Raw genomic sequence first — 13,576 nt, 5'->3', positions numbered from 1 at the left:
CGCCCGCGACCAACCCCACCACCACCTCACCCTCACCGAAATGCTCCCCACCCCCCACCACACCTGGCTCACCGACGACCAACACCACCACTACACCGCCGAACTCCGCTTCGTCACCGTCGACCAGACCCGGGTGGAGAGCCCCGGGGCCGCGCACGGGGACGGGGACAGCTGATGCGTTCCTACGACGAGGCGATCCGGCGCCACGCCGTCGAACGCCCGAGGGCCCCGGCGGTCGTCACCCCGGGTGGCACCCTCGACTACGGCGAACTGGCGTCGCGCGCGGGGGCGTTGGCCCGGCGGCTGCGGGCGCGCGGCGTCGGGCCCGAGACGGTGTGCGCGGTGGCGCTGCCGCACGGGGCCGAAGCCGTGGTGGCGATGGTCGCGGTGACCGCCGCCGGCGGCGCGTTCCTCACCCTGGACGTGGAGGCGCCGGCGCCCCGGCTCGCGGCGCTGGCCACCAGCGCGGGCGCGACCCGTGTGCTGACCACGGCGGCGCTGGCCGAGCGGCTCGCCCCGCCGCTGTCCGGCGTCCCGGTGCTGCTGGAGGGCGACGAGGGCGCCGCCACGGCGGACGCCGGGTGGCCGCCGTCGCCGTCACCGGACACGTTGGCCTATGTCAGCCACACCTCGGGCTCCACCGGCACCCCGCACGCGGTACTGGTCGAACACCGGTCGCTGACCTCCTACCTCAGGGACTCGGCCGACGCCTTCCGGCTCGGCGAGGACAGCGTCACGCTCCAGCTGGCGCCGCTGGGCTACGACGCGTCGATCCGGGACACCCTCACCCCGCTGGTCGCCGGCGGGCGGCTGGTGGTCGTTCCGCGCGCGACGCTGCTGCGGGCGGAACCGTTCGTGGACACGGTGCGCGCGTTCGGCATCGACTCGGTGCTGAGCGCCACCCCCTCGTTCCTTACCCATCTGGCCCAACACCCGGGCGCCGCCGACCGATTGGCCTCGTTGCGGCTGGTGGTCAGCAGTGGTGAGTCGCTCCGCCCCCACCTGGGTTCCGGCGGGCGGTCGTTGACCAGTGGGCGACTGGTCAACCAGTACGGGCCCACCGAGTGCACGATGACCACCACCCGGTTCGAGGTGCCGCGGGAGCCGGACACGACGGCCGACCCGGTGGGCACCCCCATCGCCGGGGCGCGGGTGCTGCTGCTGGACGACGAGGGCGCCGAGGTGCCCGAGGGCGCGGTGGGCGAGGTGTACATCGGCGGTGTCGGCGTCGCGCGCGGCTACCGCGCGCTGCCGGCGCTGACGGCGGAACGCTTCGTCCCCGACCCGTTCTCCGCCGGTCCCGGCGCCCGGCTCTACCGCACGGGCGACCTGGCGCGGCGCGGACCGGGCGGCGTGCTGGAGTATCTGGGCCGCACGGACCGGCAGATCAAGATCCGTGGCCACCGGGTCGAACCCGCCGAGATCGAGGCCGCGTTGCTCACCCACCCGACGGTGGCGGGCGCGGCGGTGACCGCCTCCCACGACGCGCGCGGCCGGGTCTTCCTGCTGGCCCATGTCGTGGGCGCGCGGCTCCCCGAGGTCACCGACGCGGCGCTCCGCGCCCACCTGGGGCGCACGCTCCCGCCGCACATGATGCCCCGGCGCTTCGTGCGGGTCGACGCGCTGCCGAGGACCCGCGGCGGCAAGGTGGACCGGGCGGCGCTGGCGGCCGGGGCCGGCCGGTGAACGGGCCGGCGCCCTCGGAGGTGTGGGCGGCGGCGGAACGGCTGGCGGGCCGGGTGCGGCGCACCCCGCTGCTGCCGTTGGACGGCTTTCCCGGACTGCTGCTGAAAGCCGAACACCTCCAGCACGGCGGCTCGTTCAAGACGCGTGGCGCCGCCAACGCGCTGCTCGCCCGGCGCCCGGGGCGGGTGGTCGCCGGCTCGTCGGGCAACCACGGGCTGGCGGTCGCCGCGCTCGGCGGCGCGCTGGGCGCCGGCGTGACGGTGGTGATGGCGGCCGGCGCCGAGGAGACCAAGGAGCGCGCGGTCAGGGCCAGGGGCGCCACCGTCGTCAGGGTGGCCGGCGGGGTCGCCGAACGGGACCGGCACGCCCGCGCGTTGGCCGAACGCACCCGCGCCTTCCTGCTGCCGTCATCCGACCACGCGCTGGTGGTGGCCGGCCAGGGAACGGTGGCCCTTGAGGTCTTCGAGGACGCGCCGGGGGCGCACACGCTCTACCTGCCGACCGGCGGCGGCGGGCTGCTCGCCGGCGCCTGCCTGGCCGCCCTGGCCACCGGGCGGCGGGTGCGGATCGTGGGCGTCGAACCGCGTGACGCCCGCCGCTACTTCCACTCGCTGGCCGCCGGGCGGCCGGTGGAGCTGCCGCCGTCGCGCACCGTCGCCGACGGGCTGCGCGCCCAGCGGCCCGGCCGGGTGCCGCTGCCGCTCGTCGGGCGGCGGGTCGACGCACTCGTCGGCGTCACCGACGAGGAGATCGTCGAGGCGCTGCGGCTGCTGCGCGAGCGTGGCGTCGCCGCCGAGCCGAGCGGCGCGGTCGCGCTGGCCGGCGCGCTGGCGGCCGGTGCGCCCGCCGGGTCGGTCGCCGTCGTCTCGGGGGGCAACGCGCCGGCACGCCCCCTCACCCCGCCCGCGCGCCGCGCGGGCGCCCCGGAACAGGAAAGCGGGCCGCGGCCCACCCAGGTAAAGGAAGCGACATGACCACTGCCGAGACCCCGACCACCCTGTCCGAACTGGTCGTTGACCTCTTCCGGGAGGCGCTGGGGAACGACGGGCTCACCGCCGAGAGCGACTTCTTCGAGGAGGGCGGCGACTCGTTGAGCGCGCTGCGGATCACCGCGGGGCTCGGCGAGGCGCTGGGCGTCGAGGTGCCGGTGGCGCTGGTCTTCAGCGCGCCGACGCCGGCGGAGCTGGCCGCCGTGGTGGCGGAGGAGACCCTGCCGGGTGCCGGGGAAGCCCGTGGCTGACCAGGTGGGGCCGCTGGGTCCTCGCTGGCGGTTGTGGGGTCGGTTCGCGTTGCGGGGCGCGGGCTTCCCCATCCACGAGATCCACCCACTCGCCCACACCCACCTAGCCACCACAGCCGACCACCTCACCCCCCACCCACGCGACACACCCGACTGGAAAACCTACGAACACACCTACAACCAAACCACCCTCACCACCACCCAACACCTCCAACACCTAGCCACCCAACCCACCCTCAAAGCCGCCATCGCCTGGCAAAACCGCACCCTCCTTACCACCGCACTCCCCTCCTTCCACAACTGGCAACCCACCACCACCAACCGCAGCAGCATGAACCGCCAACGCGAAGAACTCCTCGCCCACTACTGGCAACGCCTCACCACCAAAAACGACACCATCGGCTTCTTCGGCCCCGTCGGCTGGGGCCACTGGAACACCCACCCCCACCAACCACACCTGACCACCCACCCCGGACAACACCTCACCACCACCACCCACCACTACTACTCCAGCTGGGCCATCGACACCCTGGCCACCACCCTCACCACCCACCACCAACTCCACCCCTGGACACCACCCCACCGCACCCCCCACCACCACACCACCACCACCCACCACCACACCCCCGCCCGACCACCCACCCCGATCACGCCGGAGGAGTACACCGTCCTGATGCTGTGCGACGGGGTGCGCCCGGTGCCGGCGATCCAACGGGCGGCCGGCCCGGAGATCGACGTGCCGGCGGTGCTGGCCCGGCTGGTGGAACGCCGCTGGGTGCGGCAGCGGCTGATCGTTCCCGCCGACGCCCACCCGGAGCGCGCGCTGCGCGCCTGGCTGGAGTCGGTGGAGGACCCGGAGGGGCGTCGCTTCGGCCTGGAGGCGCTGGAGTCGTTGGAGCGGCGGCGGGAGGCGATCGCCGACGCCGGGCGGGACCCGGACGCGCTGTCGGCGGCGATGGAGGCGCTGGAGGAGCGGTTCACCGCGTTGACCAGGACGGAGGCGCGGCGCGCCAAGGGCGCCAGGACGGCACCCTGCCGTTCGCTGCTCTACTCCGACAGCCGCCGCTCCGCCACGGTCGAGCTGGGCCCGGGGATGGCCGCGGCCCTGGCGCCGCTGCGCCCGCTGCTGGCGAGCGCCGCCTGGCTGACCGGCACGCTCGCCGCACGGGTCGAGGAACGGCTGCGGCCCGTGTACGAGAAGCTGGCCGCCGAGGGCCCCGTGCCGCTGGGCGCCTTCTGGCTCGCCTGCATGGCGACCGTGCACGGTCCGGCCGCCGAGGACGCGCGGGCGCTGGGCACCGAGTTCCAGCGCCGCTGGGCGGCGCTGCTGCGGCCCGAGGAGAACGAACGGCGGGTGGTCCGTTCGCTGCCGGAGGTGGAGTCGGCGGCCACGGCGGCCTTCCCGCAGCCGCCCGGCGGCCCTGGATGGCCGAACGCGCGCTACGCCAGCCCCGACGTGCTGGTCGTCGCGGAGAGCGAGGAGGCCGTCAACCGGGGCGAGTTCGAACTGGTCCTCGGCGAACTCCACCTGGCGACCAACTCGTTGGGCGCCTCGCTCTTCGTCAACCAACACCCGGACCCCGACGAGCTGTTGGCCGAGACCGACCGCGACTTCCCCGCACCCCGCCTGATGCCCCTGCTCCCCAAGGAACACGCCGCGCGACTCTCGGTGCGCACCCGCTACGCACTGGTAAGGCCACGGGACTACCTGGTCGCACTGGTCGAGCACACCGGCGACCCGGCCCGCCCCCGCACCGTCCTCAGCGGCGACGTCCTCGTCCAGGACCGCGAGGGACGCCTCACCGCCGTCCTCCCCGACGGAGCCACCTTCCCCGTACTCGACGTGTTCTCACACGTGTTGACGATGCTGGTGATGGACTCCTTCCGGCCGCTGCCGGAGGCGCCGCACTCCCCCCGGATCACCGTCGACCGCATGATCATCGCCCGCGAGACCTGGCGCCTCGACCCCACCACCCTCCACTTCGCCCACGAGAAGAACGAAGCCCACCGCTTCGCCACCACCCGCCACTGGGCCACCCAACTCGGCCTCCCCCGCTACGCCTTCGCCCTCTCCCCCACCGAACCCCGCCCCTTCTACATCGACTTCCACAGCCCCATCTACTGCACCATCCTCGCCAAAGCCATCCGCCGCCTCGCCCGCGACCAACCCCACCACCACCTCACCCTCACCGAAATGCTCCCCACCCCCCACCACACCTGGCTCACCGACGACCAACACCACCACTACACCGCCGAACTCCGCTTCGTCACCGTCGACCAGGACGCCCTCGCCCCGCGCTGACCGCGGCCGTTCCCGAGCGTCCGGGGGTAGGGTGAGCCGGCCATCCGGGCGGGCCGACGCCGCCCGGGGTCCGGTCCGACCCCCGGAGGTCCCGTGCGCCACCGCGCCCTGCTCCTCGCGTTCTTCCTCGTGCCGGCGTTCTTCGGCGTGGTACACCTCGCCGACGCGCTGACGGCCCCGGACGAGGTCGTGTGCCCCGGGGAGAACGTGCGCGAGGGCGAGGAGCACCCCGGCCCCATGCGCCCCGGTGACACCGAGTGCGCCGTGCTGAAGGGGTCCATCGGGACGGGAAGCCGCACCTACGAGCAGCAGCGGCGCGTGCAGTCAGCCGAGCGGCAGAGCGACGCCGTCGGCGGCACGCTGCTGCTGGTGTACGGCGCCGGCGGCGCGCTCGTGACCTGGTCGGCCGCCAGGCCACGGGCCGCCCGTGACTGAACGGTCCACGCCGCCGTCCGGGGTCGGTCCGCGCACCGTTCGTGGGCGAAGCCGCCCGTCAACTCCCCCGCTAGCATGGGCCGATGTCCCGGCCGACTCCGCCCCACCCGCCCGTTCCGCCCACGCCGCCCGGTGGGCCAGGTGAACCCGCCGGGCCCGCCGACGCCGCTCCCCCGTGGCGCCGTTGGTGGCTCGTCGTGCTGTCCTGCGCCCTCGGGGCGGTGGTCGTCGCCGTGCTGGTCCTGGCGACCCGCGACGACGACGCGGACCCCAAGCGGGAGGCGTGCGACTACTACACGGAGCGGATGCAGGAGCTGGCCGAGGCCACCGACGACCGGGACGTCCACGCCGAGCGGATCGACGGCTGGGCGCGGGGCGCGGACGACGCGGAGTTCAGGGAGGCCGGCGCCGAACTGCTGGCCGTGGCCCAGGAGGGCGACCGGGACGCCTGGCTCAACGGGCTGATCGACTTCGGCATCGCCTGCTACGGGCTGCCGGAGGGCCCGACCCCGAGCCCCTGAACGGGTCGCGGGCCGCGTCCGGTTCAGGGGCGCCGACGCGGCGCCCCCACGTCGGCGCCCCGCCGGGCTCATCCGGCCGGGTTGACCTCCGCCTCGGTCAGCGCGCACTCCGACAGCCCGTGCCGCCGCAGGATCTCCGCGTAGCGTCCGTCGTCCATCAGGGTCTGGAGCGCCTCCTGAACGACGTCCCGCAACTCCCCCTTGTCGCCGTCCACGGCGACGCCGTAGGGGAGGACGTCGATCGGCTCCCCCGCCGCCCGCAGATCCTCGGCCGCCCCTCCCTCTCCGGTGAGGTGGACGGCGGAGACCTGGCTGAGCAGCGCGCCGTCGGCGTCCCCGTTCCTGACCGCCTCGACCATGGCCTCCTCGTCGGGGATGGGCTCGACCTGGATGCCCGTCCCGCAGTCGTCGACGGCGTCCTCGACCAGCTCGACCAGCACGTCGGCGGGCAAGGTCGTCACGGTGCCGCCGCACATCTCCGGCAGCCCGGCGGTGTTCGCTGAGGAGTCGTTCACCAGGAGCACGTTGCCCGCCTGGTAGTAGCCCACCACGTCGACGTCGTACGACCGGGTCAGCCCGGTGTCCGCCTGGTCGAAGGCGAGGTCCACCTGACCGGACTTCACCGCCGAGGCGACCTGCAGGAAGTCGACATACTGGAAGTCCAGTTCGACTTCGAGCAACTCGCCCAGCGCGGCGGCGAGTTCGCGGTCCACGCCGTTGGTCTCGTCCTCCGGGTAGGAGAGCGGCGGGCGGGCGCCGGCGGTGGCCACCTCGATCCGCCCGGACTCCCGGATGTCGGCGGGGAGCCGGTCGTGCAGCGACGGCTCGCCGCCGGCCGCGTCGCCGCCCTCGTCCGGCGGTCCCGAGGGCGGCGTGGTGGGGCCGCCGAACGCCTGCTCGTTCCGGTCGTCCGGCCACAGCGTCACCGCGACCGCCACCAGCCCGGCCACCGCCGCGACGGCCGCGGCCACCAGCGCGGCCCGGCGCCCGCGGCGGGCCGCCGCGGGCGGGGCCGGAGGCGGCGCGGCCGGGGGAGGCGGGGGCGCGGGCCGGGCGGTCGGCGTCGCGCTCTCCAGTTCGAGCAGCCGGGCCGCCTCCCGGCCCAGCCGGGCGGCCAGCCCGCCCGGCAGCCAGCTGCCGGATGCCGGGGTGGCGTCGGCGTGCGCCGCCGCCAGCCGGCTGACCTCGTCCACGGTGGGCCTGGCCGCCGGGTCCCGGGCCAGGCAGCGTGCCGCCAGCTCCCGCAACGGGCCGTCCATCGCGCCGAGTTCGGGCTGCTCGTGCAGCACCCGGTAGAGCACCACATGCGCGGGGACCCCGCCGCCCGAGAACGGCGCCGTCCCGGTCGCCGCGTGCACCAGCACCGCGCCCAGGCCGAACAGGTCGGCGGCGGGGGTCAGCGGGTCCGCGCGCACCTGCTCGGGCGCCATGAACCCCGGGGAGCCGATCACCGAGCCGGTGCGCGTGGCCACCGAGGCGTCGGCCGCCTTGGCCACGCCGAAGTCGATCACCTTCGGGCCGTCGAGCGTCACCATCACGTTCGACGGTTTCAGGTCGCGGTGGATCAGCCCCGCCGCGTGGATGCCGCGCAGCGCCTCGCTCAGCCCCCAGACCAGCGGCCAGAGGGCGCTCGGCGGCAGCGGGCCGTGCAGCGAGTCCACCACGTCGCGCAGCGTGGGACCCGGCACGAAGCCCGTCGCCACCCACGGCTGGGGCGACGCGGTGTCCGCGCCGAGTACCGGCGCCGTCCAACGGCCGCCGACCCGTTGGGCCGCCGTCACCTCGCGGGCGAACCGGCGGCGGAAGTCCGGCTCGTCGGCCAGCCCCGGGTGGACCAGCTTCACCGCCACCAGCCGGCCGCCCGCGGCCCGTCCCAGATAGACCCGCCCCATGCCGCCCGCGCCCAGCCGCGCCAGCAGCCGGTAGTCGCCCACGACCGGCGGGTCGCCCGGCGTCAACTCCTGCACCGCGATCCCCCCGTGTCCCCCACGGACCCGATGTCGTGCCTTCCCTGTGTCTCCCCGATCCTGCCATGCCGGGGTCCGCCCGGTGGTAGCGTCCCGGCAAGTCGAGAGGGGTGGGGCCATGGTGGGGACCGCGGCGATCAGTCTGGAGAAGGTGCGGGCCACGGCGGGCGAGGCGTTGACCGGCGCCTACGAGTCGGCGCGGGTCTCGTTGGAGAAGCTCGGGCTCGGCGGTCAACGGGCCGCCGTCTACCTGGTGTTGGACCGTTCGGGTTCGATGCGCCGCTACTACCGGGACGGCACGGTCCAGCATCTCGCCGAGCAGACGCTCGCGTTGTCGGCGCATCTGGACGACGACGGGGTGGTGCCCGTGGTCTTCTTCTCCACCGATGTCGACGGCGTCGCCGAGCTGTCGCTCGACGCCTACCGGGGCCGGATCGCCGCGCTGCACGACTCCCTGGGACACATGGGTCGCACCAACTACCACCTGGCCATGCGCGCCGTGATCGACCACCACGCCGCCTCGGGCGGCGGGGACCCGGCGTTCGTCATCTTCCAGACGGACGGCGGCCCGTCCTCGCGCCGCGCCGCCGAGCAGCTGCTCTGCGAGGCGTCCCGGCTGCCGATCTTCTGGCAGTTCGTGGGCTTCGGCGACCCGGACGACCAACACTTCGCGTTTCTGCGGAAGTTGGACGATCTGCCGGTGCCAGCCAAGCGCGTCGTGGACAACGCCGGCTTCTTCCCGGCCGGCGACGACCCCCGGGCGTTCTCCGACCGCGCGCTCTACGACCAGCTGATGGCCGAGTTCCCCGACTGGCTCACGGCCGCCCGGGCGGCCGGCATCGTCCGTTGACAAGGGGTCGTTGACGCCCCCTTGGGGATCGGGGGTGGGCCGCGGCCCCGGACGCCGCGCCGGCCCGCGCCGCCCCGGGCCGCGTCAACGGGGCCGTGCGGAGGTCACGCGGTCGGCCGGTCAGCGCGGTCGAGTGCGAGGACGTCGGCGATGCCGCTGAGGCACTCCTCGAAGACGGGTTCCACATCGGTGTAGGCGAAGTCGAGTTGGTGCAGGACCTCCATGCACAGCAGGCCGTACAGGCGGGTCCAGCAGGTCAGAAAGACATGTGCGGCCCCTGGCGGCAGCCGTCCCTCGATGCTCGCGGAGTAGGCGGTCAGCTGCTCGCGCAGCGATGCGGGCAGGTCGGCCAGGTCGGGCACCGGGAACGGCCGGGTCTGCCACAGCTCGACCGTCAGGTCGAGCAGGACCTGCTCGAAGCGCTGCCCCGCCTGGTGACGGGGCGAGTCCGACTGCCGGTTGAGTGGGCTGATCGGACTGGCGAAGACCCAACCGAACTCGGCCGGGTGGGCGATGGCCCAGGCACGCATGGCGCGACAGGCCGCCAGGATGCGCGAGCCGGCCGGGGCGTCGGCGTGGGCGTCGCGGGCCTCTTCCATGGCGGCGGCCAGTTCGCGGAAGAAGTCGGCGGTCACCGCGCCGACCAGCTCGTCGTGACTGGCGTAGTAGTGGTAAAGCGCCGGGCCGCTCATGCCCACCTGGCGGGCCACCGCGTTGATGGTCACCGCCGCGGCTCCCCGCTCGACCAGCAGGGTGCGAACGGCCCCGTGGATCTCCGCCAGCGTGGCCTGGCGCAGCCTCGCCCGCCTACCGCCCGTGTTCGCGGCCATCAGCACCCCTCCTCGTTCGCTCCGTTGACATCCTAGATCATCTATGCTTCCTTAATGGCTCTAGAAAACTTAGAGTCATTAAGGAGTGTCGATGGAACGCTGGTGCTGGATCTCCCTCGCGATCGTGCCGCTGACCGCGGCCGTGTGGTGGCGGTTCTCCCGGAACGCGCATCTGCGGCGCACGCGCGGGAGCCGGCGATGAAGGTGACCATCGTGGGCGGGGGGATCGGCGGGCTGGCAACGGCCCTCGCCTTCCACCGGCGCGGTTGGCGGGTGGAAGTCCTCGAACGCGCCCCGGAGTTCACCGAGATCGGCGCCGGCCTGTCGATCCAGCCCAACGGCCTGCGCGCGCTTGACCAGCTCGGCCTGGGCGACGCGCTGCGATCCGGCGGGCTGGGCGACCCCCTCGCGGGCATCCGCGGCGCGAACGGGAACTGGTTGATCCGCAACGATGTCGACGATCTGAAACGCCGATTCGGCCAGTGGGTGACCGTGCACCGCGCCGCCCTGGTCGACCTGCTGCGCGCGGAGCTGCCCGCGGAGGCGCTGCGGCCCGGCACGAACGTACACGTCGTGCGGCCCGAGGGAACGGTCCGGCACAGCGGTGGCACCACCGACGCGGACCTCGTCGTGGGAGCGGACGGCGTGCACAGCGTGACACGGCGGTCCCTCTGGCCCGACATCCCAGGACCGCGCTACGTGGGATACACGACCTGGCGGTTCATCGCGCCCCCGCACCCCGTCGACGGAAGCGTGGAGACCTGGGGCAGAGGGCAACGGTTCGGGCACGTGCCCATGCCCGACGGGAACGTCTACTGCTATCTGATGGCCAACGCCCCCCTCAACTCCCGCACCGGTCTGGAGCGGCTCCGCGCACGCTTCGCGGGCTGGCACGACCCGATCCCCGCCCTGCTGGACTCGGCGCGCGCGGACGCGGTGCGGCAACACGACACCTACGAACTGCCGAAACTGCGCGCCTACTTCGCCGGCAAGGTCGCACTCCTCGGCGACGCCGCCCACGCCATGACCCCCAACCTCGGGCAGGGCGCCTGCCAGGCCCTCGAAGACGCCGTCACCCTCGCCGCCACCGTGGACGCCCTCGGCGTCGGCGCGGGGCTGTCGGAGTATGACCGCGTCCGCCGACCGCGCACCCAGCTGATCGCCCACCGCTCCCGCCAGGTCGGCGCGCCCGCGCACTGGGCCTGGCCACCGCTGACCGCGCTACGCGACGCGGCGCTCCCCCGCCTGCCCAGCGCGTTCTTCGCACGCTCGGTCACCCCCGCGTACACCTGGACCCCCTGAGACCCGAAAGGCTCGCCCAGCGATGCCCCTGCCACGCGCTCTGATCACCGTGGTCCGCCCGGTCGGGGACACGGCCGGCTCCCCTCGCGTGCCGGACGGTTCACCGGCGCCGCGCGCGGGCCGGTGGGAGCCGGCCGCGTCCCCCTCGTGGGGCCTCAGCGCACGCCCAGCCGCCTGAGGGCCCGGTGCTGGCGGCCGGTGGGGTTGGCCGGGAAGTAGAGGTAACACACCCCGCCCGTACCGCCCTTGACGTCGCCGTTCTGGTCGTAGCGCTGCGTCCTCAGCCAGATGTTCTCGAACTGCTCGGAGCGGCGATAACATCAACTCCCCTCGCCCGCAAATGTGCTGGTCAAGGCGCTGCGTCGCGAGGGGAGTTGAGCCGCCACCTCCATGCCGTGCTGACTTCGTGCTGACTTCCCTTGCTGTCCTTTCCGATCCGTTGGCACCCGTCGTGCTGGATCGGTGCTGGATGCCGAACGGCCCGGGTACGAACCCCTTCTCGCCTGTTTGGGGTGGCTGCTTGATTCCCTTAGTCTGTTCGAGGAAAAGGCTACCTGCCCGGGAGATCACGAATTGAGTAATACCCTATGGACAGTCAAGGACCTCGCGGAGTTCCTCGACAAACCCACGTCGTGGGTCTACCAAAACCACGCACGCGAGAAGATACCGAGCTATCGCGTCGGGCAGCAACTGCGCTTCCGCCCAGACGAGATCGAGCGGTGGCTGCACGAGCACCGTCTTCTACCGGCACATAACCGAGACCGCCACTAGTTGGCGATGACCGTGTCCAGTCGATGAGGCCGGCCTCCCCGTCTTTTAAACGAGGAGGACCAGTGCTATTACAGGTCTGAGATAAGTCCGGAGAAGAGAGTCAAGAAGATGGCCTCCGTTGAGGCGATCAACGAGTGAGCGGTAGCACGATCCCCGACGGAGTTGTGCTTGAGTCCCTGCCCCTTGCCGGTTACCCGGTCGATGATCACGAGCAAGGCTGTGTGGAGGTTGAGGGACATTCTGAAATCACCCCCGTAGGTAGTTGCAATGTATCGAAGTCGCATGGCTCGGGTTAGGTTTCCACGGTCACTACGCCACTGACTTTCCGGGACGCCGGAGGTCGGGAGCCATGGCTCCATTTCTTCGTCAGGTGCTGCTGCTCGGATGGTCCTATCGATCAGCTCGGTGACGTCATAGGCCACCTTTTCGGCTGACAGCGGAGATCCGGCGTGAAGGTCGTTCCATGCCTCGTTGATGAAGAGGGGCGCGGTGGAGTCAAAGCGACCAAGCACGGATCTGAGCTGCGCCGCTGTGTCTAGGCGTGCCCTGTCGTGAGGAGCGAGCGCTTCGTGTTCGACACGCTCGATCGTCTCAAGGGTGGGGCCTTGGCGGTCATCGGATGTCAGGAGGTCGGCGCCCACGAGACCAAGAACGGCGTGTCCGGATGCTGTGGCGACATGGAGGGTGGTTTCGTTCAGCTCGCTGTCGATGGTTGTGACAACTTCGCGCCAGGAGCGGAGGGATAGTTCGCTTGGACCTGTCAGGAGATGTCGAGTTGTTGTCGCAGCCCAACCAGCAAGGTTGACTTGGTGTTGGGAGAGGTCAGCCAGGGCGCGCAACGACTGGCTGCTGACATGTTCGGTGTGGTGCATGAGAATGTCGTTGATGTGGGTCAGGCTGCGGAAGGCGTCCTGCGTACCGAAAATGACGCTCAGATTGGAGGTGAGCACTGGGGTAACGGCGGACAGATCGAGCTGGAGAGTGGGGGCTGCGGCACGCATGATGATTGCGCGTTGTTCGGCGAGGAGATTGGAAAGAATGTGCTCGAAGGAGCTGCGAACATCGAGAGTGTCGGCGATGCTCTCACCGATTCGCTGAAGCGCCTCGTTGGATTGTGCCAGCGTCGGTGCCAGGGCCTGCCGAAGCTGAGCGGCCGTGTCAGTGAGTGCGAGCGCCGGTGCCAGGGCTTCCCGAAGTCGAGCAGCCGTGCCGATGTTGACGAGCGCCAATGCCGACGCATCCTGAAGACCGGCTGAAGAATTGATGGGGGTGACAGCCGCGTCGAGCAGTTCGGAGACCGACAGCCCGCCGGCGGTGCTCTCGGCGCCGGATGAGTCGTCATTGCTCGCAGTGCTCTCCGGTTCGGGTTCCTCGACGGGTTCCGGCGCTGGTGCTTCGTGGGTGGCCATGCTGGAGGCCTCCTTCGTTCCGGTGGCCTGGGGACTGCCTACATGTGAGTACGGCCAGTTGAAGATTGATGGGCTCGACAGCTGAGGCAGTCGGACGGACCGGAGCCGCCCGCTGCACGAGATTGGTGTCTGGAACCTAAGAGCTCGTAACACGATCATGGTGTGCGGTGTTTCAGGCGTCGCCAGCAGATGAGGCCGCTGGCGAGGGAGACGAGGGCGTTGTGCAGGTCGAGTCGGCGTTCCCAGCGGACGGCCAGGCGTTT

The 13,576-nt window shown here is 72.1% G+C and carries 12 protein-coding genes and 1 pseudogene; 9 read left to right on the top strand and 4 right to left on the bottom strand.

From position 1 onward, the window contains the following. Positions 1-174 precede the first annotated feature (174 nt). The 6 genes from FH715_RS27810 (at position 175) to FH715_RS27785 (ending at position 6,184) form a co-directional block, all read left to right on the top strand. Positions 175-1,686, top strand: a complete 1,512-nt coding sequence (locus FH715_RS27810) for an amino acid adenylation domain-containing protein (protein ID WP_139650255.1) — start codon at positions 175-177, stop codon at positions 1,684-1,686. Then, complete coding sequence (locus tag FH715_RS27805; protein WP_139650253.1) at positions 1,683-2,660, top strand: threonine ammonia-lyase; 978 nt, start codon at positions 1,683-1,685, stop codon at positions 2,658-2,660. The genes FH715_RS27810 and FH715_RS27805 overlap by 4 nt, the downstream gene beginning before the upstream one ends. After that, positions 2,657-2,926, top strand: coding sequence for a phosphopantetheine-binding protein (locus tag FH715_RS27800; RefSeq protein ID WP_139650250.1), 270 nt, complete (start codon positions 2,657-2,659; stop codon positions 2,924-2,926). The genes FH715_RS27805 and FH715_RS27800 overlap by 4 nt, the downstream gene beginning before the upstream one ends. Next, complete coding sequence (locus FH715_RS27795; protein WP_139650248.1) at positions 2,919-5,228, top strand: lantibiotic dehydratase; 2,310 nt, start codon at positions 2,919-2,921, stop codon at positions 5,226-5,228. The genes FH715_RS27800 and FH715_RS27795 overlap by 8 nt, the downstream gene beginning before the upstream one ends. Before the next feature lie 93 nt (positions 5,229-5,321). Next, positions 5,322-5,663 (top strand): hypothetical protein, encoded by a 342-nt coding sequence (locus tag FH715_RS27790; protein WP_139650246.1) that lies wholly within the window; start codon positions 5,322-5,324, stop codon positions 5,661-5,663. 83 nt (positions 5,664-5,746) lie between these two features. Next, positions 5,747-6,184 carry a hypothetical protein gene (locus FH715_RS27785; RefSeq protein ID WP_139650245.1) on the top strand — a complete coding sequence of 146 codons (438 nt, stop codon included), beginning with the start codon at positions 5,747-5,749 and terminating at the stop codon, positions 6,182-6,184. Between the two features lie 68 nt (positions 6,185-6,252). On the opposite strand, the gene FH715_RS28450 is transcribed toward FH715_RS27785, so the two are convergent. Next, positions 6,253-8,151: a serine/threonine-protein kinase gene (locus FH715_RS28450; RefSeq protein WP_170184854.1), complete on the bottom strand. Its 1,899-nt coding sequence runs from the start codon at positions 8,149-8,151 to the stop codon at positions 6,253-6,255. 118 nt (positions 8,152-8,269) lie between these two features. On the opposite strand from FH715_RS28450, the gene FH715_RS27775 reads away from it, so the two are divergent. Beyond that, positions 8,270-9,001 carry a vWA domain-containing protein gene (locus FH715_RS27775; RefSeq protein ID WP_139650243.1) on the top strand — a complete coding sequence of 244 codons (732 nt, stop codon included), beginning with the start codon at positions 8,270-8,272 and terminating at the stop codon, positions 8,999-9,001. 104 nt (positions 9,002-9,105) lie between these two features. Here FH715_RS27775 and FH715_RS27770 read toward each other — a convergent pair whose 3' ends face one another. Continuing rightward, positions 9,106-9,831: a TetR/AcrR family transcriptional regulator gene (locus FH715_RS27770; protein WP_139650241.1), complete on the bottom strand. Its 726-nt coding sequence runs from the start codon at positions 9,829-9,831 to the stop codon at positions 9,106-9,108. Positions 9,832-10,029: 198 nt separating this feature from the next. Between FH715_RS27770 and FH715_RS27765 the strand changes: the two genes are divergently transcribed. Continuing rightward, the gene (locus tag FH715_RS27765; protein WP_139650239.1) at positions 10,030-11,133 is read left to right on the top strand and encodes an FAD-dependent monooxygenase; all 1,104 of its coding nucleotides are present in this window, start codon (positions 10,030-10,032) and stop codon (positions 11,131-11,133) included. 155 nt (positions 11,134-11,288) lie between these two features. Here FH715_RS27765 and FH715_RS29255 read toward each other — a convergent pair. Continuing rightward, positions 11,289-11,450 (bottom strand): annotated as a pseudogene (locus FH715_RS29255) (peptidase C39 family protein); the annotation flags it as partial. Between the two features lie 145 nt (positions 11,451-11,595). Here FH715_RS29255 and FH715_RS29250 point away from each other — a divergent pair. Then, positions 11,596-11,904, top strand: coding sequence for a helix-turn-helix domain-containing protein (locus FH715_RS29250; protein WP_246109031.1), 309 nt, complete (start codon positions 11,596-11,598; stop codon positions 11,902-11,904). Between the two features lie 68 nt (positions 11,905-11,972). On the opposite strand, the gene FH715_RS27750 is transcribed toward FH715_RS29250, so the two are convergent. After that, on the bottom strand, positions 11,973-13,313 hold the full coding sequence (locus tag FH715_RS27750) for a hypothetical protein (RefSeq protein WP_139650237.1): 1,341 nt from the start codon (positions 13,311-13,313) through the stop codon (positions 11,973-11,975). Between the last annotated feature and the right edge of the window lie 263 nt (positions 13,314-13,576).

The sequence above is a fragment of the Streptomyces sedi genome (assembly GCF_006335015.1).
GTDB lineage: Bacteria > Actinomycetota > Actinomycetes > Streptomycetales > Streptomycetaceae > Streptomyces > Streptomyces sedi.
Note: the sequence above shows the minus strand (reverse complement) of the source record. Positions and strands in the feature narration are given on the sequence as shown.